Source organism: Shewanella sairae, assembly GCF_023283535.1.
In the GTDB taxonomy this organism is placed as follows: domain Bacteria; phylum Pseudomonadota; class Gammaproteobacteria; order Enterobacterales; family Shewanellaceae; genus Shewanella; species Shewanella sairae.
The window spans coordinates 24085-46003 of record NZ_JAKILT010000003.1 but is presented as its reverse complement, the minus strand read 5'-3'; the positions used below and the strand labels follow the sequence as shown (position 1 = coordinate 46003).

The 21919-nt window shown below is 43.6% G+C and carries 16 protein-coding genes; 9 read left to right on the top strand and 7 right to left on the bottom strand.

The genetic code is table 11. The annotated features are described in order from the left end of the window. Positions 1–232: 232 nt before the first annotated feature. Positions 233–2419: a TonB-dependent receptor domain-containing protein gene (locus L2748_RS01770; protein ID WP_246616177.1), complete on the bottom strand. Its 2187-nt coding sequence runs from the start codon at positions 2417–2419 to the stop codon at positions 233–235. Positions 2420–2592: 173 nt separating this feature from the next. Here L2748_RS01770 and L2748_RS01765 point away from each other — a divergent pair, with 173 nt between their 5' ends. Both L2748_RS01765 and L2748_RS01760 read left to right on the top strand, forming a co-directional pair. Continuing rightward, positions 2593–3051, top strand: coding sequence for a DUF4920 domain-containing protein (locus tag L2748_RS01765; protein WP_220781618.1), 459 nt, complete (start codon positions 2593–2595; stop codon positions 3049–3051). Then, positions 3044–3640, top strand: a complete 597-nt coding sequence (locus L2748_RS01760) for a PepSY-associated TM helix domain-containing protein (protein ID WP_220781617.1) — start codon at positions 3044–3046, stop codon at positions 3638–3640. The genes L2748_RS01765 and L2748_RS01760 overlap by 8 nt, the downstream gene beginning before the upstream one ends. 122 nt (positions 3641–3762) lie before the next feature. On the opposite strand, the gene L2748_RS01755 is transcribed toward L2748_RS01760, so the two are convergent. Further along, positions 3763–4860: a hypothetical protein gene (locus L2748_RS01755; RefSeq protein WP_220781616.1), complete on the bottom strand. Its 1098-nt coding sequence runs from the start codon at positions 4858–4860 to the stop codon at positions 3763–3765. Positions 4861–5145: 285 nt separating this feature from the next. On the opposite strand from L2748_RS01755, the gene L2748_RS01750 reads away from it, so the two are divergent. Then, positions 5146–6237, top strand: coding sequence for an NADH:flavin oxidoreductase (locus L2748_RS01750; RefSeq protein WP_220781615.1), 1092 nt, complete (start codon positions 5146–5148; stop codon positions 6235–6237). 587 nt (positions 6238–6824) lie between these two features. Then, the gene (locus tag L2748_RS01745) at positions 6825–8777 is read left to right on the top strand and encodes a BCCT family transporter (RefSeq protein WP_220781614.1); all 1953 of its coding nucleotides are present in this window, start codon (positions 6825–6827) and stop codon (positions 8775–8777) included. A 105-nt stretch (positions 8778–8882) separates the two neighbouring features. Here the strand turns inward: L2748_RS01745 and gorA are convergent, their stop codons facing one another. From gorA to L2748_RS01730, 3 genes are all read right to left on the bottom strand, one after another. Next, on the bottom strand, positions 8883–10238 hold the full coding sequence (gene gorA, locus L2748_RS01740) for a glutathione-disulfide reductase (protein WP_220781613.1): 1356 nt from the start codon (positions 10236–10238) through the stop codon (positions 8883–8885). Between the two features lie 258 nt (positions 10239–10496). Beyond that, positions 10497–10964, bottom strand: coding sequence for a hypothetical protein (locus L2748_RS01735; protein ID WP_220781612.1), 468 nt, complete (start codon positions 10962–10964; stop codon positions 10497–10499). 116 nt (positions 10965–11080) lie between these two features. Then, on the bottom strand, positions 11081–11863 hold the full coding sequence (locus L2748_RS01730; RefSeq protein ID WP_220781611.1) for a hypothetical protein: 783 nt from the start codon (positions 11861–11863) through the stop codon (positions 11081–11083). Between the two features lie 276 nt (positions 11864–12139). Here L2748_RS01730 and prlC point away from each other — a divergent pair, with 276 nt between their 5' ends. Continuing rightward, positions 12140–14179, top strand: coding sequence for an oligopeptidase A (prlC, locus tag L2748_RS01725; RefSeq protein WP_220781610.1), 2040 nt, complete (start codon positions 12140–12142; stop codon positions 14177–14179). 128 nt (positions 14180–14307) lie between these two features. Further along, the gene (locus L2748_RS01720; RefSeq protein ID WP_220781609.1) at positions 14308–14880 is read left to right on the top strand and encodes a thioesterase family protein; all 573 of its coding nucleotides are present in this window, start codon (positions 14308–14310) and stop codon (positions 14878–14880) included. A gap of 9 nt (positions 14881–14889) precedes the next feature. On the opposite strand, the gene L2748_RS01715 is transcribed toward L2748_RS01720, so the two are convergent. Beyond that, positions 14890–15534, bottom strand: coding sequence for a glutathione S-transferase family protein (locus tag L2748_RS01715; protein ID WP_220781608.1), 645 nt, complete (start codon positions 15532–15534; stop codon positions 14890–14892). 194 nt (positions 15535–15728) lie between these two features. Between L2748_RS01715 and L2748_RS01710 the strand changes: the two genes are divergently transcribed. The 3 genes from L2748_RS01710 to L2748_RS01700 all read left to right on the top strand — a co-directional run bounded on the left by L2748_RS01710 (position 15729) and on the right by L2748_RS01700 (position 21095). Further along, positions 15729–16418: a DNA-3-methyladenine glycosylase I gene (locus L2748_RS01710; RefSeq protein ID WP_220781607.1), complete on the top strand. Its 690-nt coding sequence runs from the start codon at positions 15729–15731 to the stop codon at positions 16416–16418. A 357-nt stretch (positions 16419–16775) separates the two neighbouring features. Continuing rightward, positions 16776–17927: an efflux RND transporter periplasmic adaptor subunit gene (locus L2748_RS01705; protein WP_220781606.1), complete on the top strand. Its 1152-nt coding sequence runs from the start codon at positions 16776–16778 to the stop codon at positions 17925–17927. Positions 17928–17936: 9 nt separating this feature from the next. Beyond that, positions 17937–21095 carry an efflux RND transporter permease subunit gene (locus L2748_RS01700; RefSeq protein WP_220781605.1) on the top strand — a complete coding sequence of 1053 codons (3159 nt, stop codon included), beginning with the start codon at positions 17937–17939 and terminating at the stop codon, positions 21093–21095. Between the two features lie 122 nt (positions 21096–21217). Here the strand turns inward: L2748_RS01700 and yfcE are convergent, their stop codons facing one another. Then, entirely contained in the window at positions 21218–21775 is a 558-nt protein-coding gene (yfcE, locus tag L2748_RS01695) for a phosphodiesterase (protein ID WP_220781604.1), read from the bottom strand. Positions 21776–21919: the final 144 nt, after the last annotated feature.

Below are 21919 nucleotides of genomic sequence, written 5' to 3'. Positions count from 1 at the left end.
AGAGGTTCTTTTTCTAAATTTTATGGTTGTTTAGTTCATTTTTATTAATCTAAGTTGACTCTTACCGCACCCAGTAGCTAAGGGCATCGCCTGTTTGGGGTTGAGGGTGAATTCGTTTTCGCTGGTGGCTGTCGAACTGTGTTTGGTGACTTGGTCATTAATGGTTTGCAACATAGCGTGAGGCGGAATACAGGGCGGCTATCAAAATAACTGCCCTGTCAGGTTTTTTGAGTTAGAACTGGTAGTTCAGCGAAACTTTGTAGTTTCTTCCCGGTAATGTTGCGCCGTCATCATCGGGCCAAACTGAGTAGGTCTCATCAGTAAGGTTTTCGATGCCAAAACGAATATCAAGATCATCTACATAAAATGGGTTGTAGGTTAGATACAAGCTGTGTAACTGATATCCCTCTACATTCATTTCTCGTTCTAGTTGCCACTCTGGCAATCTATCCATGTCCATTGCGTAGCTTGATACACCAGTTAAGCGTAGCTCTTCCAAAACTTGCCAGCTAAAGCCCAGATTAACCTTATCTTGTGGAGCACGATCGTAAGGTTCTGTTTCATCGGAGATGGTACCTAAATAGAAATTAGGCACGCCTTGTACGTCCATTCTGACTCGGCTGTAGTTGGCAAATAGGTCAAACTTAGAAATTTGGTAACTTAACTCAGCTTCAATACCCTTAGAGTAAAGTTTACTGATGTTTTTACTTGAGTAATCTCTGTGAGTTGCTTGTTCTGGAGTCGCGAAGACCTTCTTGTTATTAACTAGCTTATACATGAAAGGCGCACTGTCGATGAAATCTTCTACTTCTGTATCGAATCCATTGATCTTGAAGACAAACTTATCACCCCATGCCATATTTTCAAAGATTAGGCCTAAGCCAACCTCAAAGTTTTCACTGCGTTCGGCTTTTAAATCAGGTTGAGGTTCTAAATAGCAGTTTTTCGTCGGACGATGACAGGCCCAGTTATCTGATTTATACAGCTCTCGAATATTTGGACCTCTAAAACCTTGGTTGTAACGGGCATATAATCGCAACCATTGTGTGGGTCTTAGTGTTACTCCCGCATTTAGCGAAAACTCGCCATCTTCATTGTTGCCATACTCACTGTAGTTATCTGAGCTCCGACGATAATGATCATAGCGGACACCGGCTTCAGTACTTAACCACGTTTGCCAATGACTGTTGTTTAACACACCGCCAGCAAAAGTATCACCTCGACTTTTGCCATATAACTGAGAGTCTTTTTGCGCTAGATTATCGTGATTGTCATCCTCAAATTTCTGCTGCTCCCAGCTTGCAAAAATAATGGATTCAGACGTCAGATTCTGCCAGTCATTAACTATGCTATTTTCAAGTGATAGACCGTAGGTTTCATCTGTAAAGTTTTCAATATTATCGAAACTATAGGTTTTGTTAGGAAAAATAATATCACCGGATTGAAGACGCTCTTTTTTGTATTGTTGATAGTAAAAACGGCTATTTAAATTGATAAAATCTGAACTTGGATCGAATTGATGGCTAAATGTTTGGCTGAATCTTTTCGCTGTTTCCTGTTCACTTATTGGATGAGTATCCCAGCGAGATTGGTTACGAAAGGGGAGGTCTTCAATTGTAGATTCGGTATAGAAAGTATTGCTGTCAAATTGGCCATAGTCAGTATCAAAATTGGCCTTAAGGCGAAAATCTTCTGTATCACCATTATTTTTAATTTCGGCAGTTTGGCCTCGATCTGAACCATCTTCATCTTTTTTATTGATCTCTATATTGCCGAAGCTTCGTTTGTTAACGTGTAAGGCGAGAGCAAGATCTTCATTTGAGTGAAATGCTGTGACTCCGTAATGATGAGCATTTTTAGCATCACCATACCCACCTCGTATTAATACGCCAGAGCCGACTCCCGCATAATCCCAGCCACCTTTTGAGACAACGCGTATTTGACCACCAATAGCGCCACTTCCTTGGGTGACTCCATCAGCTCCACGAGTTATTTCAACGGCTTTTACGATACTTGGGTCTAGGTCTAGTGGGCTGACATAAGTGCTAGTACTACTACCATCGCTATATTGTTGATAGTTGACGCCATCTACAATCAAATTAACTCTTTCATTACCAAAGCCTCGGATAAGAATTTCACCCATTAGTGGTCTATCGTTATTAGAGACACTAATACTCGGTGTTTGCTTAATAACATCTGTTAATTCTTGAGCTTGGGTATCTTCAATATACTTATCGGTAATTACTGTCATTGATCTTGGCACTTCTAAGGTTTGCTGCTGCATATCTAACTTAGTGCCAATAATAACGATGACTTCGGGATCTATTTCGTTTTTATTTTTTGGGGGGACTTCAACTGTCTCGGCATAGCTGTAAGGTACTACGCTCAGGATAAGACAGAAACTAGCGAGCTTATTCATAAACATCCTTTTTATTAAACTTCAAAAAGCGCTTGCAATTTACTTTTACTCAAATGAGAATGCAAGTCATTTACATTTAGTTTGCAAAGCTGATGTTTTGTCATTATTTATTTACGTAACCAATACCATATTTAGTTATTTAGGTTGTTATTCAATATATAAGGAAAGGAATTATGAAATATATTTGTGGAATATTTATCGTATTTTTTAGTTTAAATATTCAGGCTAAAGAGTATCAGTTTGGTGATGAGATAAATGAGGCTCAACTTGTACCTATTTCTAAAATCTTGGCTCAACCAGAAGCGTTTCTTGAGCAGCCTGTAACTATCTCTGGAACGATAATTGGTGTATGTGAGAAAAGGGGCTGCTGGATGGAGTTAGCTTCAGATGCAAGGTATGAGAAACTGCGCATAAAAGTGCGGGATGGAGATATGGTTTTTCCCATTAGCAGCAAGGGCCGCAAGGCAATTGCGACAGGTTTATTAAGCGCGATTAATTTAGATTTAGAACAGTCTAAGCGTTATTTGGCTATGCTAGCAAAACGTAAACAGCAAGAGTTTGATCCCACGTCGATAACAGAGGCATTAACGCTTTATCAATTGGTGCCAACTGGGGTGAAAATTCTTGATTAATCCAAGTGGTTTTAAAGCCAAATCCACTGCCTCAAAAATTAATTGGTATCGTTTAAATCGAAATCTACATCGAGATGTTGGATATTTATGCATAGGCTTAACCTTGGTATTTGCGATATCAGGAATTGCAGTTAACCATCTGCGAGATTGGAATCCAAATTACAGTATTGTAAGGAAAGTAAATATAGTTCCAAGTTTAATTGGTTTAAATAACGAAACAGCAATTGTCGACGTTATGATGAATAGCTTTGATGTTAAGCAGCGGATTAAAACAAATTATTGGTCGAGTGAAAATGAACTAAAAATTTTTTTAGATGATGGAAGTAACTTAACGGCTAATTTAATGAGTGGTGCTATTGAGTCTGAACACATTGAAGAGCGAATTATATTTAAAAACTTAAATAGACTGCATTTAAATGAGGCTAAACAGGCGTGGGTTATATTTTCAGATGCCTATGCGCTGATGCTAATTTTTTTGGCAACATCTGCATTATTTATGGTTAAGGGTAAACATAGTCCAAGAGGAAGAAAAGGATTGTTGGTGCTTATTGGTTTTCTAATCCCTTTGTTTTTTATCTTTTACTCTTGATTGAGTATGAGACAATGAGCTTGGTGAATAAGCAGCGCTAGCTATTGAAATCATTGAGCGTTGATTTTAGTTTTTACTCAAAGGAGCCTTAAGACTAAGGCTCCAGAGTGAACAATAGAGGGTTAATCCATTAGCTTAAGTTGACTCTTACCGTACTCAGTAGCGAACGGCATGGCTTCTTTGGGGCTGAGGGTGAATTCGTTTTCGCAGCCGCTGCCGTTGGGTGTTTCCCATAGCTCGATGCCTTTTGGGCTGAGGGTTAGGTAGAAATAGCCTGAGCCGTCTGAGTTGTCGCAATCTTCATAAACTTGCATATCGGCAAACAGTTTTTCGCGTAGAGCGGCTGGCAGTTGATGCTGCATTTCATCAAGGGCAACGCCTTGCTTAAACCATTGCCATGGATTAAATGGCTTGCCATCACTCAGATCAAAACTGGTATAAGTGCGGCTTATGCCTCTGGCGCCATAACCTGCTGCCCAGCGGTAAAATCTTACACTTAGCCAATGTTGATTAATAAAATCGATTTCAGCTCCGGTTTCGTCTGCGATTGCACGGCCTACTCGAGCCAGCATGTCGCGGCGAGTTTCAAAGGTTTCTGCAAGCAGCTGTTCGCTAGTTAGCTTTTGCTTTAGCCACTGATTAATTGCCGGAATACCTGTTTGTTTACCTTTAAGCTCGAGGCCGAGTTCTGTGCCATAGCTGAGTTGGCGATAGCTTATTGGGTTAGTGTTAGCTTTATTAGAGTGGGCTTGCTGAGAGTCTGCATTGTCAAATGGCTGCCATTTTCCACGACGAAGCTTTGGTGTGGTTTCTAGCGGCAGGTTATAGGCATCGCTGCTGCAATCATTGGTGCCATCAGGGCTGATTTGGCGTTCAAGCTTAATGGTTAACGATTTAGCTGACTGATTTTGAGTCGGCTCAGTCTTAGACCATTCTTTATCAGACCAGCGGCCTATTAGCTGGTGCTCGCTGACATTATCAAATTGCCAGAAGCCAGTTTGTTTGTCTTCTTGCCAGTGGTTATCGACCTGTTCCAATCTGATCGGCGTTAAATAGCGCTGATAGTAATAGCTGCCTGTGCCGTATTCATTAAAGCAAACCCGGATTTTACTTTTGCCTAAGGTACCTTGCCATATCCCGCTTAAGTCGTCGGCGAATACAGGTAAAGCAATACTTGAAAGAATTGAAGCGAAAATACAAGGCAAGATTCGAGTGTACATAGTGGTGTCTCTGAAAGTACTTGAAAAATGTGTGAACTAAGCCAAGTAGTAGGTCTAAGTTTTTAGCGATACATTAGCTGTTTAGTCATTTTAAATCAAAGTATTATAGTGAGGTTCTGGGTGTTTCTGGCTTACTATTCTTAGTTTCACTGCACTAAATTAATGTTCAAAAACTGAATCTAGCTTAAGGAATTTCTTATATTTTGCGCGTAGGATCCTGCGCCTGCTGTTTTGCTATTTAGCTACTCGCTAGTTAGCACAGAAAAAAATTTAAGAGGAATCCACTTGAGCACTTTGTTTTCACCTAGCCGTATTGGCAACATGACCCTGAAAAACCGTTTTGTACGTAGCGCGACTTGGGAAAATATGGCGACTGAAACTGGCCATATGACTGATAAGTTGTACGCTGTGTATGAAGAGCTGGCTAAAGGTGAAGTTGGGCTGATTGTGACTGGCTACGCCAACATTGTTGCCGAGGAGAAGCCTAACGCAGGTATGATGGGCATGTATGACGACTCGTTTATTGCTGAATACCAAACGCTAACTGAGTTGGTGCATGGTTATGACTCTAAAATAGTCATGCAGCTGGCTTATGGTGGCACTAAGACTACTTACAATGTGGGTGAGCGAGTGATATTTGCGCCGAGCGCCATTGCCGAGCGTGGTACTCAAACCATGGGTAAGGCGATGACCAAAGACGAGATTGACTACATTGTTAACGCATTTGCTTTGGCGAGTCGTCGCGCACAAGAGTCAGGCTTTGATGGTGTGGAAATCCATGCTGCGCACACTTATTTGATCAATCAATTCTTGAGTCCTTACTACAATCAGCGTCAAGATGAGTATGGCGGCAGTCTTGAAAACCGTATGCGCTTCTTGCTGGAGATCTACACTGCGATCCGTAAGTTGGTTGGCGATGATTATCCGATCTTAGTTAAGTTAACCGCCTCTGAGTTTTTTGATGGTGGCTTAACCTTCGATGACACCCGAGTTATCTGTAAAAAGCTGGAAGCGGTTGGCGTCGATGCAATTATTATCTCTGGCAACATTCACGGTAACGCTAATACGATGGTCGGTGAGTCATTTGATGGTTATACCATTCAAAGTGAAGGCTACTTCCGAGAGTACGGCGCTGTTGTGAGCCAAGAGGTAAATGTTCCGGTTATTACTGTGGGTGGTTTGGCCGATATTACTGCCATTGACGAGATAGCGATTACCACCAATATTCAATATTTTGCTCTTTCACGACCACTTTTAGCTGAACCGCATTTAGTAAAGCGTTGGCAGGATGGTTGTAGTAAAGAGGTCGACTGCGAGCGCTGCTCAAAGTGCCGCACTAAACGTGGTAATTTCTGCGTGGTATATAAGAAGCGCTAAGCAGTAGGTAATGTTGATGCTAATTATGGTTAATTGGCGTCAACAGCCCCCCAGAGTTGAAAAGTATTAGTTGCTAAACTCTGCAGGTAGTTTTGCTTGAGTATCTCTGTATAAGCAAACTATTAACTTCAGTTTTTTTATCATGAACTTGTTAATTACATTAGCTTCGGCCTATATTTGAGTGAAATGCTTATTTATAGATGTTTAGCATAGGATTCTTCGTGGCTATCATCGTTCCTACCTATCTTCATAGCTCGCTGTGTCGTGGTTTTGTTAATATTTGGGTGTTTATTATTCAGTAAATTTTGAGTGGTTAGAATTATGTGAGAACTTCGTCACAAATTGCGTTTATTCGCGACATAAGTTTGTCGACAGCAAGTTGAATTAACATTATTTTATCCTTAGTCCAAATTAATCGTAATCTGGATAACTTTCGAGTGTTACAAGACTCACAAAAAAAACCGTTCACACACATTATTCATACTCTTTCTTTCAGTAGAAAACCCGTCTGACACTTTCAGTATGGGGAGCAGTCTGTGGCGTGCACTTAATTAAATTTGTTTTTAGGTTGTTACGGACAATAAAAAATGAAAAAACACTTCGAGCTTATCGATAAGCCGACATTTTTCGGCGCATTGGCACTGCTTTGTGCAGTCGTCATCCCTTTACTGGTGTTTCCAGAAGAAGGGGCAGAGTGGATTGCTGTTGCTAAAACATTTATGACCGACAAGCTAGGCTTCGCTTATCTAGGTCTAGGTTTGGCGGCGTTTTTCTTTATGATCTATATCGTTTTCTCTGATATCGGTCAGATTAAACTGGGCGATCCGGATGAAAAGCCTGAATTTGCGCTAGCATCTTGGGCGGCAATGTTATTTTGTGGTGGTATCGGCGCCAGTATTCTGTACTGGGGTACCATAGAGTGGGCTTACTACTACCAAAATCCACCATTCCAGCTAGAAGCGGGCAGTGAAGAAGCGGTGCGTTGGGCGGCGACATATGGTCTGTTCCACTGGGGACCAATTGCTTGGTGTATCTATATGATCCCAGCGATTCCAATTGCTTACTTCTTCTATGTACGTAAACAGCCAGTACTAAAAGTATCAGCTGCACTAATGCCTGTAATTGGCGAAGCCAATAGCTTCGGTAAGCTTGGTAAAGTGATTGATGTACTGTTTATCTTCGGTCTATTGGGCGGCGCGGCAACTACTTTAGGTTTGGCTGCACCACTGATTAACGAAGGTATTAGTTACCTGTTTGGCATTCCTGCATCGACAGGCAGTCAAATTGCGGTGCTAATGGTGTGTACCGCTATCTTTGCTTACTCCTCTTACATGGGAATGGACAAAGGCATTAAGATTTTAAGTAACATTAACTTCTGGGGTGCCTTAGGTTTACTACTGTTTGTACTGGTTTGTGGCCCAACAATCTTTATGTTGGAAACTGGCTTAGATTCAATCGGCCGTATGTTGTCTAACTTCTTTGTGATGGCGACTTGGGCTGAACCTTTTGGTGGTATGGGTACCTTTGAAGATACTCACTTCCCACAAGACTGGACCATTTTCTACTGGGCGTGGTGGTTAGTATTTGCGCCAAGTATGGGTCTATTCGTTGCGCGTATTTCACGTGGTAGAACGATTAAGCAAATGGTGTCTGGTGCCGTATTCTTCGGTTCACTAGGTTGTTCTATGTACTTCATCATTTTAGGTAACTATGGTTTATCACTGCAGTTGTCTGGTGAGCTTGATGTGGTTAGCATTCTGAATGCTGAGGGTGCGACGCGTGCTATTTTCGCTACGTTAGAAACGCTACCGTTTAGTACTGTTATCATCGCATTGTTCACCGTGTTATGTGTGATTTTTACGGCGACAACGTTCGACTCTATCTCTTACATTTTAGCGTCAGTGGTACAAACTAACGTGACTGAAGATCCAATGCGTTGGAACCGTCTATTCTGGGCATTCACCCTGTCATTTATGCCATCGGCATTGATGTTTATGGGTGGCTTAGCAACGTTGCAAACAGCGGCAATTGTCGGTGGTTTACCACTGCTGGTTATTGCCATAATGCTAATGATCTCAGGTGTTAAGGCGGCGACGTTAGATTTAGCGCACCAAGATGATTACGTTGATCCTGTGATCAATATTTCAGATCTGCCAGATGTTGACCCTTGGAGTAAAGAAGGTCAGGCATTAGCACGTTTTGAGCAACTACGTGATAACGCGATTGAAGCTGCTGAACTTGAGCGTGAAGCGAACGATGCAATCTGGATGCTGAAAAAACAACTACGTAAAGAAGCGCTATCGCGTGGTGAATCGAGCATTGATTTAGGCGATGCGCCTGATGAGATTATTGAGAAACTACGTCAGCTAACAGATGACTCGATGAAGGCCAAAGAAGCCAAACTCGCAGCGTCTGAACTTGCTCAAGAGGCGCGTGTAGCCTTTGATGCGCTAATGCGTGAAAAGCTTGAAGAAGAAGCTTTGCAAGCGCAAGAAGACGTTAAGTTAGCGATTCAAGCACGCTTGAATACACCGAGCTAATCGCTACCGTTGATTTAATGCCCGCAACTGAGTTGCGGGCATTAATATAAAATCGAAACACAAAAAAAGCCGCTAATTAGCGGCTTTTTGTGTTTTTGATTACGCTTAACGCATAGTAACAAACTCTTCAGCACCGGTTGGGTGAATTGCGACTACAGCATCAAAATCAGCCTTAGTTGCGCCCATCTTCATGGCTACGCCAAAGCCTTGCAGGATCTCATCCATGCCATAACCAATGCCGTGAATACCGACAACTTTTTGCTCGTCACCGGCACAAACTAGCTTCATCTTACAAGCTTGACGATGTGCAGTAACGGCGGTGTACATAGAGGTGAAGCCTGAGGTGTAAACCGTGACGTTCTCTTCGCCGTATTGCTCAACAGCTTCTGGCTGAGTCAGACCCATAGTACCAATGGCTGGGTGACTAAATACCACGGTTGGAATGAGGTTGTAGTCCATCTTCGCATCGGTCATGCCATTGAATAAACGCTCTGACAGTAATCGACCCGCTTTAACTGCAACTGGCGTTAGCTCTACGCCGCCTGCCATAATATCGCCTACACAGTAGATGCCTGCATCTGTGGTGTTTTGCTGCGCGTCGGTAATCACGTAGCCTTTTGCGTCTAGCTCAACCTTAGTGTTTTCAAGGCCAATGCTGCCAGTAGATGGGTGACGACCAATTGCCCAAATAAGGCAATCTACATCGTAGCTTTCACCATTTTCAATCTTAAGGGTTAGGCTACCATCGCTATTTTTAGTCACTGACTCTGGTGTGCTGTGAGTATGTAGCTTAGGGCCATCAATCGCCATCGACTCCATTAATGCTTCGCTTAGCATAGGGTCAAAGTTACGTAGTGGCGCATGCTTACGGACAAATAGGTGGGTGTCGCTGCCTAGTGCTTGTAATACGCCAGCTACTTCAACGGCAATATAGCCCGCGCCAACCACGGCAACACGCTTAGGTTGCTCATTTAAGGCAAAGAAGCCGTCAGAATCGATACCGTGTTCGGCACCAGGAATGTTAGGAATGGTTGCTGCGCCGCCAGTGGCAATTAAGATGTTGTCGGCAGTGTAGTGTTCGCCGTTAACTTCGATAGTCTTACTATCAACAAAGCGACCATAACCGCGAACTAAGGTGACGCCGTTACTTTCTAAGCCGCGGTCGTACGCACCATGAATGCGGTCGATATACGCTTCGCGGCTAGCAACAAGAGTGCTCCAGTCAAATTTATTAACCGTCACGTCAAAACCATAATCTTTAGCATAAAGGTGCATGGCTTCAGCGACTTGTGCGCCATACCACATAACTTTTTTAGGAACACAACCTACGTTGACACAAGTACCGCCTAGCTCTTTTGCTTCAATAAGTAGCACCTTTGCGCCACGCATTGCTGCTCGGTTAGCCGATGCAATACCGCCGCTTCCTGCACCAAGACAGATATAATCAAAATGTTGAGCCATGTGTATCTCCAAAAGTTGCGAACCGTGGCACAAAAGCAAAACGATAGGGGGCTTTTGTACCTGTAATTATGATTAAGACGTACGTTGTTTTAAAAAGATGAACAACCAGTGACGTTTTAATTTATTGGCTTGTGCCAGTTCAGGAACAAGCCATTGTAGAGGGAATTTTGTGATCCAGCTAGCCTAATTCTACATCAGCTAGATGACTTTAATAGCTTAGATGGGGACGTTTTAAGCAGGATTCAAGGATGCTAATATTTACCGCCTGTACTGACATTGGGCATGATCACCTTGTGAGGGACCTTCTGCTCCACATTTCAGGCATTGCCATTCCTGCTGGCGGATGCTGAGTTCTTGTTGGTAGTGGCGATTACGAGCGTTAACGCCTGTCCCTGCATATTGTTCCAGTGATGACATACGACTATTTAGCCAGCGGCACCCAGGATCATTGGCAACATTATTACGGCTTGCTAATTGTTTTTTGCGACTCTGTTTCACGACTTTTTTAGATGTTAATTTACGTTTCGTTGACGATTTGACTGGCTTTTTAGGTGTAGGGATAGTGTAACGTAAATTGTTGTTTACCTTGGTGCTTGGCAGAGCAATGGGATTGCCTTGGTCGTCCAATACCGTGCCTAAAGTGAGTTTGTTATCGGTAGCTGAAGCTTGCTGCGTAAGCAGCATAACGAGGCAAAACATGCCGAAAAAGCGAAATAGCAGTAACATTCCCTGTTCCTCTATACTGCCACAGTCCTTGTGGCGTGCTATTGAGTTCCCGTTAAGTCGACGGTCAGTTGACCTTTTACCTAAGGTGAATGGTCGGTTTTTACAAGTATAGCGGGTTAAAAGCTCCAGCTCAGGTGGAGCCCTGCAAAAGTCTCGTCTAAATTGCCGGTCACACCGTTATTATGCGCTTCTAGCTTGATGTCTTCTTGGGCTATGGTGTGGCTGATATGGCCTGATAGCACTAAGTTATTTGGTAGCAAATACTCTGCTTCAACACCAAATTGAAAATGGTTGGCACCATCGTGATCTTCGGTCGTATATTTAAAATCAAATGCTTGGGTAAGGTATGGGCTAACAGTGAAGCCTTGTGCGAGTTCCCAGTTGCTGTGTAGGCTCGCCTCCACAAAAGACCCTTCAGCTTCTGTAGAGTAGGTATAGCTTATCGATGGGACTAACCAATCGACAGCCGTATACTCTAAGTTGCTAAAGATCTCATTGTCATGGGCGCGCTCATCACCATAAAACTCTAAGCGTTGGTAGCCCGCGCTGCCGCTAAGGTTGTCGGTTAAATCAAAGCCGTACTCTATGCCAAAGTTCCATTCAGTATAATGCTGACTATCACCACGCCCCACCGTGGCATAGACATTAATATTATTTTTCTGAATGGCTGCAGTCGCCCAATAAATGCCGCCTTTATCTAAATTGTTGCGGCCTTCGGAGATATATTTGGAATCCCAACCTAGATCGACAAGAATTTGCGCTTGGTTACTAGTGTCTACAGGTGATGCTTTAATGATGTTAGTGCTATGCGAGTCATCGATATTAGGCGCTTCATCAGCAATTGCTGAGGTGCTCATTAGTAACGCAACGAATGCGGTACATTGACTAGTTTTATTCATGATTGAACTCGAAAAATTGGCGAAAGGAAATTTACACTTTCTATACTAATTCTAGCTGGTTGAATGTAAATGATAACGGATCGTATTTGCGACATGTTTAGCAATACTAGTGCTGTATAAACTTTGTACTGACAAAGTTTGATTACCATCATAGAAATAGCGGGCTTGAGCTGTTAAACGACCTGTGTTTGCAAAGAATTCGTACTGTTGCATTGAATATTGAGCTAATAGCCCCTATCTCTTTAACTAACAACATAGAATGTTAAGGAACAATCAATGAGCAATCCTTTGCTAAACAGCAACAAGCTTCCCCCTTTTTCAAGTATTCAACCGGAACACATTCAGCCTGCTGTTGAGCAAGGTATCGCTAATTGTCGCACCAAGATTGAAGAGGTGCTCAAGCATCAAGGTGAATTTACTTGGGACAACCTCATCGCTCCACTGGAAGAAGTTGATGACGAACTAGGTAAGATTTGGTCACCGATTTCGCACATGAATTCAGTGGTTAGCAGCGAAGAGTGGCGCCAAGCCCATGATGCGTGTTTACCTTTGTTATCTGAATACGGCACGTTTGTTGGGCAGCATCAGGGGCTATATGAAGCCTATAAGTCGCTTGCTGAATCTGCAGAGTTTGCCAACTACTCTCAAGCTAAGAAAAAGCTGATTGAAAACAGTCTGCGTGACTTTGAGCTATCAGGTATTGGGCTAAGTGACAGTGACAAATTGCGTTATGGCGAGTTAGTTAAACGTATGTCTGAACTAACCAGCAATTTCTCTAATCAACTGCTTGATGCGACTCAAGCCTGGACCAAGTTAATCACCGATGAGGCTGAACTTGCAGGCTTACCTGAGTCGGCAGTGGCTGCGGCTAAAGCGATGGCAGAAGCTAAAGAGTTAGAGGGCTGGTTATTTACACTGGATTTCCCTTCTTATTTACCAGTAATGACTTACAGTGAAAACCGAGAGTTACGTGAAGAGTGTTACCGTGCATTTGTTACTCGCGCATCAGACCAAGGCCCAAATGCAGGTGAGTTTGATAATGGCCCATTAATGGATGAGATCCTAGCGGTACGCCATGAGCTGGCTAATCTACTTGGTTTTGACAGTTTCGCTGATAAGTCATTAGCAACTAAGATGGCAGAGTCTCCTGCACAAGTTTTAGACTTTTTAACTGAACTGGCTGCGCGCTCAAAATCACAAGGTGAAACTGAACTTGCTGAACTAACAGAGTTTGCTGCCAATGAGTGTGGTGCGGCGGATCTTCAACCATGGGATATCGGTTTTTATGCTGAGAAGCTTAAGCACCATAGATACGAGATCTCGCAAGAAATCTTGCGTCCGTATTTCCCTGAAGACAAGGTGCTATCGGGGTTATTCTACACCGTTTCTCGTCTATTTGGCTTAACCGTTACCGAGCGCAAAGACTTCGATACTTACCACAAAGATGTACGCTTTTTTGAGATCACTGATGCCAACAATGAGCACCGTGGTAGTTTTTACCTAGATTTGTATGCACGTGAAGGTAAGCGCGGTGGTGCTTGGATGGATGACTGCCGTGCCCGTCGCATGACGCAAAATGGCATGCAAGATCCGGTTGCCTACCTAACCTGTAACTTCAACGCGCCAGTTGCGGGTAAGCCTGCACTGTTTACCCATGATGAAGTGACCACCTTATTCCATGAGTTTGGTCATGGTATTCACCACATGTTGACTAAAATCGATGTCGGCGGCGTGTCAGGCATTAGCGGTGTACCTTGGGATGCGGTAGAGCTACCGAGCCAATTTATGGAAAACTGGTGCTATGAGGAAGAGGCGTTAGCTGAGATCTCTGGTCATTATGAAACTGGCGAGCCTTTACCTAAAGCGCTGCTAGACAAGATGCTAGCGGCGAAGAACTTCCAATCTGGCATGATGATGCTGCGTCAGCTTGAATTCTCGCTATTTGATTTCAAGATGCACCTTGAGTACGACCCAGCTAAAGGCGCTGAAATCCAGCAAAAGCTTGATGAAGTGCGTGAGCAAGTGGCTGTGATCAAGGCAGCTGAATTTAATCGTTTCCAACACAGTTTTGCCCATATCTTTGCGGGTGGTTACGCGGCGGGCTATTACAGCTATAAGTGGGCTGAAGTGCTATCTGCTGATGCGTTCTCACTGTTTGAAGAGCAAGGTATTTTCAATCGTGAAACTGGTCAGCGTTTCTTAGAAAACATCTTAGAAATGGGTGGCAGTGAAGAACCAATGGAGCTATTTAAACGCTTCCGCGGTCGCGAGCCACAAACTGATGCACTGTTGCGACACAGTGGTATTACTGGTTAACACATTTTGTTAGCTCACATTGAAAAGGCGCTTTAGGCGCCTTTTTGGTTTGCTTTGTTTCACACTTGTTATCTGGTATGACCTTTGTTAGCCTTGCGATTCTTTTCAAGGATGTAGGTTGTATTGCAATGAATCTGTACTTTAGATTGGTTTGGCTATTTCTGTGGCGTATTCGCCATTGCAACAAAATTGATTTTTTAGGCACCAGCAAAATTACTTACCGTGCACTACCTAGTGATTGTGATATCAATTTTCATCTAACTAATTCACGTTATCCGGCTTTTATGGATCTTGCCCGCACCTATATGATGGCGGAAATGGGTTTTTTAAAACGTTTTATTAAGCTAGGTTGGATGCCCATCGTTAATGCTGCAGAATTTACTTATATCCGCGATATTAAGCCGTTTGCTAAGTTCGATATCGAAACCAAGCTGGTGGGCTGGGATGAAAAGTATTTCTACATTGAGCAGCGTTTTGTGAGTGAACGTGGTCTGCACTGTATTGCCCACGTGCGCGGCGTTTTTGTCTGTAAGCGCAAGCAAGTGCCCATTCCGACTATGCTCGCTGAAGTGGGTTTTAATGAACCTGCACCAGAAATGCCTGCGGAAGTGGTGAAATGGAAAGCTTTTTTGCAACTGAAAAAAGACCGAAACTTACCGCCAGCGCCTAGTGAGCCGATTGAGTTTAAGTCCGCAAGCTAGTGACTGAACTTAGGTATGTGCGCGTTGCTCACTTTGGTCATGGTTAGCTAAAGTGAGCTCAATCTCCTCAATAACTTGACTAACCGATCCCCGTAATTTGGACTGGATCCAGTAGCGACCGATATTCTGGTAATCTAATAAATGCAACTTGTCTTCTAAGGCTTTTAGGCAGGGTATAAAGGCGCAGTCAGCTAAAGTAAAGCTATCGCCGCAAACCCAATGGTGTTCGGCTAAGCGCTGGTCAAAGCGAGTTAATAGGCTTAGCAGTTTTTTTTCTAATTGCTTAGCGTATAGCTGATTAACATCTTTTGTCGCTGCGATCCAATCATCAATGGTTTTGTCTAATTCATTGTCACAGAGTCTGTCGTAAAGCCTAACATAGAGTGCTTGGCTCTTTTCGATAGGGATTAATTGGGTGCCAGAACTGATGTAGTTGTCGAGGTACTCAATAATAATGCTGGCATCGCTAAAGTACTCGCCTGTCTGTATTCGAAACAGTGGCAGTTGATTGGATGGGCTTAATTGTTGCAAGTTGCGTCGACTAAATGGATTGTTTAGGTCGATAATGTGCGGATAAAAACTGACTTGCTTTTCATACAGGGCAATTAGTGTCTTTTGTGACTGGCGTGCCAGCGGGTGATAGTACAGATCCATAGTCTATTTCGATTTGTAAATGTGTTAGTTAATATTAACTCTAGTCGCTAAAATGTGGACTCTCAACGCCTGACAACATGGGCTTTACCGCTATATCAGTTACACAGCAATTAATCATTCTTTGCTTCAAACGCTTAAGTGCATTTCAATTGCTACTAATTAATAAGAGTTTGTTGCTAAACAACGGGAAAATGATGAGTCGAATAGAAAAGTTTGCCGCCATTTACACAAGAGCGGCGGAGCGAAAAGGTGGTGATGCCGGATTAGAAGCTCTACTGCCAAGTGGTTTAACTGAGCAAGAGTTAACCCAATATAGCGATGCGCAGTTGTTATCTGAGATCAGCAAAAAGGTATTTCAGAGCGGCTTTGTGTGGCGCATCGTTGAAGCTAAATGGCCTGAGTATGAAAAGGCATTCTTCGGCTTTGAGCCTTTCAAAGTATTGATGCTGTCGCCTGAGCAACTGCAAGAGCGTGCTAGCGATCCTAAGCTTATCCGTCACCTGAAAAAAACCATGGCGATTTATGATAATGCGCACATGGTTAACGATATTGCTCGTGAGCATGGCAGTCTAGCTAAGTTCATTGCTGATTGGCCAAGTGAAGACATTACCGGCTTGTGGGCTCTACTTAAGCGCAAAGGTGTGCGCTTAGGAGGAAATACCGGGCCTTACTTTTTGCGCTCAATGGGTAAGGACACCTTTTTATTAACCAATGATGTGCAAGGATACCTAAAAAGCCACGGTCTTGTGGATTATGGCTTTAGCTCAAAAGCGGGCATGAAGCAGGTGCAAGAGGTGTTTAATCATTGGCAACAAGAGTCTGGAAGAAGCTTGGCAGACATCAGCAGAGTATTGGCATGTAGCGTTGGAGACAACCGAATTTAGTGTTCACTGCCAATGCTGAAATAACTAAGTGATTTAAACCAGCTAAGCGCTTTAAAGTAATGCTAAGTTAATGTTAATAAGCTATATCTTAATAGGTTGTGCTTAAACTAAGGGCTAACATGTTTTGGCTAGTTACGCCGCAGTTAACATAACTGAAACATACGTGGCTGATTTTATACAAATATTTTCATTAGCTTACAATTTTAACGGGCATTTTTCTTGTTGGCTTGCGCCCATTATGAGATAAAGGTGCGTTATATATTCGACAAAAAAATATGCTTCCAAAGGTGGGTTTGACGGCACTTTCTGCTTTCAAAAAAAATATTACCGAGTAGATGGCTTTTATTAGGAGTTCTCATGCGGCAAATAGTGAAAATTGCCTCTGTTTTAAGTGTGGCGTTATGGATAACTGGCTGTGAGCAAAAACCTGAGCAAGGACCACAGCAACGTGGACCTATGGAAGTTGGTGCTCTGACAGTTACAGCTAAACCTCAATCGATTATGGTTGAATTACCAGGTCGCAGTAAGGCGTATTTGGAAGCAGAAGTGCGTCCACAGGTTAGCGGTATCATTATGACCCGTGGGTTTACTGAAGGTAGAGATGTCGAAAAAGGACAGTCTTTATATCAGATCGAACCATCTACATATGAAGCGGCACTTGTTAGCGCAGAAGCAGATCTTACTAGCGCAAATGCAAGTCTAGTATCAGCTAAAGCTAAAGCTGTGCGTTTTGAGAAGCTAGTTAAGCTTAATTCTATTAGTGAGCAAGACTATGATGAAGCTGATGCTGCTTACAAAGAAGCGATGGCGCGTGTAACCGTTGCTAAAGCGGCAATTAACACAGCAAAAATCAACCTTGAATACACTAAAGTTACCGCACCGATTTCTGGTCGTGTCGGTAAGTCTGATGTCACTCCTGGTGCCCTTGTTACTGCAAATCAAAGCCAAACATTAGCTACGATTCAGCAGCTTGACCCAATTAACATTGATATTGCTCAATCGAGCGCGCAAATGTTACGTCTTAAGTCACAGCTTAAGCGTGGTCAAATTGAAGCCGCTGCAAACGCTAATGTAGAACTAATCCTTGAAGACGGTACGCCATACGGTCATACAGGTGTGTTGCAGTTTGCTGAAGTGACAGTAAACGAAAACACGGGTTCAGTGATTATTCGTGCAGAGTTCCCTAACCCGGATGGTACGTTAATGCCAGGCATGTACGTACGTGCAGTGCTAAATACAGGTACCGATCCTGAAGCGATTTTAGTGCCGCAAAAAGCGATTACTCGTAACACCAAAGGTCAAGCGGTTGCTATGGTTATTGATGACGGTAAAGTGGCTGCACGTATCGTGACAACTGCTGAAGTGATTGATAATCAATGGCGTATTCTTGATGGCTTGAAAGTTGGCGATCAGCTAATTGTTGAAGGCCTACAAAAAATTCGTCCAGGCGCGCCAGTAAAGGCAGGTCCTTTGGTCGCTGATAAGAAACCAGAAACACAACAGAAATAGGGCAGAGTTATGGCACGTTTCTTTATCGATCGCCCAATTTTTGCGTGGGTGATCGCTATTATTGTGATGCTGGCAGGTGTGCTCTCAATTGTGGGCTTACCGGTATCGCAATATCCAAGCATTGCACCGCCGTCGGTAGTGATCAGTGCTGTTTATCCTGGTGCTTCGGCTAAGACGATGGAAGACTCAGTAACTCAGGTTATTGAGCAGCGAATGACAGGTATTGACCACCTTCGCTACATTACATCGACCAGTGATAGCTTTGGTAATGCGCAAATTACCTTAACGTTTAATGCTGAAGCCGATCCTGATATCGCGCAGGTACAGGTGCAAAACAAGCTACAGCTTGCAATGCCACTGTTACCGCAAGAGGTTCAGGCACAAGGTGTTAACGTAAGTAAATCGAGTGCCGGTTTCTTGATGGTAGCGGCTTTCGTATCACAAGATGGTTTACTGGATAAAAACGATATTGCCGATTACGTTGGTTCAAACATTCAGGATCCGCTAAGTCGTGTTCCTGGTGTAGGTACTATCGAGCTATTCGGTGCGCAATATGCGATGCGTATATGGCTAGACCCTCTGAAACTGACTCAATATAACCTGACAAGCCAAGACATTATCTCTTCAATTAGAGAGCAGAATGCCCAGGTATCAGCAGGTCAGTTAGGTGGCGCGCCATCACTAGCAGGTCAAGAGCTAAACGCAACAGTATCGGCACAAAGCCGTCTGCAAAACGCCGAGCAGTTTAAAAAGATTATCATTAAAGCCGACACTTCAGGGGCGAAAGTATTCCTAGAAGATGTGGCGCGCGTTGAGCTGGGTGCTGAAAGCTATGCGGTTGAGTCGTTCTATAACGGCAAGCCTGCTGCGGGTATTGGTATTCAGCTAGCAACCGGTGCTAACGCATTGGCAACTGCTGAAGGCGTGCGAGCAAAAATCAATGAGATGAAGCCATTCTTCCCTGATGGGATGGAAGTGGTTTATCCGTACGATACAACTCCATTCGTTGAGAAATCAATTGAAGGCGTTGTGCATACGCTGCTTGAAGCTGTTGTTTTAGTATTCTTGATCATGTACCTGTTCTTGCAGAACTTCCGTGCAACGCTAATTCCAACAATTGCGGTACCAGTAGTATTGCTTGGTACTTTTGCGATTTTGGCAGCAGCAGGCTTCTCGATTAACACCTTAACCATGTTTGCTATGGTACTGGCAATTGGTCTTCTGGTAGATGACGCGATTGTTGTGGTGGAGAACGTTGAACGTGTGATGCAGGAGGAAGGCCTCAGTCCGATTGAGGCGACCAAGAAATCGATGGACCAAATCACTGGCGCACTAGTGGGTATTGGTTTAACGCTGTCTGCGGTATTCGTTCCAATGGCATTTATGTCTGGTTCAACTGGTGTTATTTATCGTCAGTTCTCGATTACGATTGTGTCTGCAATGGCACTATCTGTAATGGTGGCGATTATTCTAACTCCAGCACTTTGTGCGACCATGCTTAAGCCGATTGGCAAAGGTGAAAGTCATGCAAAAACCGGTTTCTTTGGTTGGTTTAACCGCAAGTTTGATGCATTAACATCACGTTACGAAGCTAGCGTTGCGGCAATGATTAAGCGCACTGGCCGTACTATGATGGTTTACCTAGCAATCACGGTTGCAGTGGGTTGGATCTTCATGCGTATGCCTACAGCATTCTTACCGGACGAAGACCAAGGGATCTTGTTCACACAGGCGATTTTGCCTGTGAACTCAACACAACAAGAAACTAAGGCTGTGCTTGAACGTGTGACTGATTTCTACCTGAATGAAGAAGGCGACAACGTTAAATCAGTATTTAGCGTATCGGGCTTTAGTTTCGCGGGTAACGGTCAAAACATGGGTATTGCGTTCGTTGGTCTTAAAGACTGGGCAGAGCGTAGTGAACCAGGTCAAGACGTACAGTCAGTTGCTAACCGCGCCATGGGCATGTTTATGGGGATGAAAGAAGCCTTTGTATTCGCCTTTGTTCCGCCAGCGGTAATTGAGTTAGGTACGGCTAACGGTTTCGACTTCTACTTGCAGGACAAGAATGGTCAAGGCCATGAAAAGCTAGTTGAAGCGCGTAACATGTTACTCGGTATGGCAGCGCAGAATCCGAACCTAGTGGGCGTACGTCCTAACGGTCAGGAAGATGCGCCACTTTATCAAGTTCATATCGATCACGGTAAATTACGTGCATTAGGTATTGATATTGATTCAGTAAACAGCGTACTTGGTACTGCGTGGGGTGGTAATTACGTCAACGACTTTATCGACCGTGGTCGTGTGAAGAAAGTTTACGTGCAAGGTGAAGCCGAATATCGTATGCAACCAGAAGATTTAGACTCTTGGTATGTACGTAACGATAAAGGTGAAATGGTACCTTTCTCGGCATTCGCTTCGGGTAGCTGGCAATATGGTTCTCCACGTCTAGAACGTTTCGGTGGTTTACCAGCGATGAACATTCAAGGCGGTACGGCACCGGGTTACAGTACAGGTGCAGCAATGGATGACATCGAAGCTATGGCTAAGAAGTTACCACCAGGATTTGGTATCGAGTGGAACGGTCTTTCTTATGAAGAACGTTTATCAGGTAACCAAGCGCCAATGTTGTATGCCTTGTCGATTGTGGTGGTATTCCTTGTACTAGCTGCACTTTACGAGAGCTGGTCGGTACCATTTGCGGTAGTACTTGTTGTACCTCTGGGTATTATTGGTGCCTTGATTGCGATGAATGGTCGTGGTTTACCAAACGACGTATTCTTCCAAGTAGGTCTACTAACTACTGTGGGTCTGGCAACCAAGAACGCCATCTTGATTGTGGAATTCGCTAAAGAGTTCTATGAGAAAGGTGCTGGTCTAGTTGAAGCGACTCTACACGCGGTTCGAGTGCGTTTACGTCCAATTCTGATGACGTCGTTAGCATTTGGTCTAGGTGTTGTGCCACTTGCTATCAGTAGCGGTGTAGGTTCTGGTAGCCAGAATGCCATCGGTACTGCGGTACTTGGCGGTATGATGAGCTCGACCTTTATGGGGATCTTCTTTATCCCAATCTTCTTCGTGATTGTTGAGCGTATGTTCAGTAAGCGCGAGCGAGATGCAGCGAAAGCAGCTAAGGCAGAAGCGAAAGCAGCAAAAGCGAATAAGTAATCTTGTATCGCTAATGCGCTAAACATTAAAAAGCCCAGCAAATGCTGGGCTTTTTGGTATTAAAGATAGGAAGAAGCAGCGCATCTACTAAAACAGATAACTTATTTTTCAGCCTCAGCTTTTCAAAGCTTATGACGTATCGGACAGCTAACTAATAGCTCGTTGTTATCTAAAGTGCGAACCTGACATTCTGTGGCAGTAATCAAACCGTATGAGGAACGGCCATCGTTACGTGGAATCGTGGTTGAGCCGGGGTTAAACAGCAAAATATCATCACGATATTCAGCCACTGCAATATGGCTATGACCATAGAGTAAGGCGTCACCGCTTTGCAGTGGTGGTAGGTTATCTGGGTTATAAATATGGCCATGGGTTAACAATAAACGCATCTGTGGTAGCAGCACATGAGCGTAGCTAGCAGTGATGGGAAACTGCAACAAGGCTTGGTCTACTTCGCTATCGCAGTTGCCACGCACTGCAATAACCTTGTTGCTATAAGTATTAAGTGCTTCAGCGGTTGCAACTGGATTATAACCGTCAGGAATGGCGTTACGCGGCCCATGATTAAGTAAGTCACCTAACAGAATAAGGTGGTCAGCGTTGGACGCTTCAAAGCGAGCTAACATGGCTTGGGTTGCTGGCAAACTGCCGTGTAAATCAGAAGCGATAAATAGTTTCATAAGCGAGGACTTGTTCTGCAGGTAATAGCTTTGACTGCTATTAGTTCAGTGTGGATTTTACTTATTATAGTCTGTAAAGAGTTGAGCGGCTGTGAAGCAAAACCAAAAAAGGCTTAGCAAATAAATCGCTAAGCCTTTTTTATC

Bases quoted from the DNA above. Each gene is read 5' to 3' on its own strand.
- L2748_RS01745 (WP_220781614.1), top strand. From the start codon at position 6,825: ATGAAAAAACACTTCGAGCTTATCGATAAGCCGACATTTTTCGGCGCA.
- L2748_RS01710 (WP_220781607.1), top strand. From the start codon at position 15,729: ATGAGTCGAATAGAAAAGTTTGCCGCCATTTACACAAGAGCGGCGGAG.
- L2748_RS01765 (WP_220781618.1), top strand. From the start codon at position 2,593: ATGAAATATATTTGTGGAATATTTATCGTATTTTTTAGTTTAAATATT.
- gorA (WP_220781613.1), bottom strand. From the start codon at position 10,238: ATGGCTCAACATTTTGATTATATCTGTCTTGGTGCAGGAAGCGGCGGT.
- L2748_RS01770 (WP_246616177.1), bottom strand. From the start codon at position 2,419: ATGAATAAGCTCGCTAGTTTCTGTCTTATCCTGAGCGTAGTACCTTAC.
- L2748_RS01730 (WP_220781611.1), bottom strand. From the start codon at position 11,863: ATGAATAAAACTAGTCAATGTACCGCATTCGTTGCGTTACTAATGAGC.
- prlC (WP_220781610.1), top strand. From the start codon at position 12,140: ATGAGCAATCCTTTGCTAAACAGCAACAAGCTTCCCCCTTTTTCAAGT.
- L2748_RS01755 (WP_220781616.1), bottom strand. From the start codon at position 4,860: ATGTACACTCGAATCTTGCCTTGTATTTTCGCTTCAATTCTTTCAAGT.
- L2748_RS01705 (WP_220781606.1), top strand. From the start codon at position 16,776: ATGCGGCAAATAGTGAAAATTGCCTCTGTTTTAAGTGTGGCGTTATGG.
- L2748_RS01700 (WP_220781605.1), top strand. From the start codon at position 17,937: ATGGCACGTTTCTTTATCGATCGCCCAATTTTTGCGTGGGTGATCGCT.
- L2748_RS01735 (WP_220781612.1), bottom strand. From the start codon at position 10,964: ATGTTACTGCTATTTCGCTTTTTCGGCATGTTTTGCCTCGTTATGCTG.
- L2748_RS01720 (WP_220781609.1), top strand. From the start codon at position 14,308: ATGAATCTGTACTTTAGATTGGTTTGGCTATTTCTGTGGCGTATTCGC.
- L2748_RS01715 (WP_220781608.1), bottom strand. From the start codon at position 15,534: ATGGATCTGTACTATCACCCGCTGGCACGCCAGTCACAAAAGACACTA.
- yfcE (WP_220781604.1), bottom strand. From the start codon at position 21,775: ATGAAACTATTTATCGCTTCTGATTTACACGGCAGTTTGCCAGCAACC.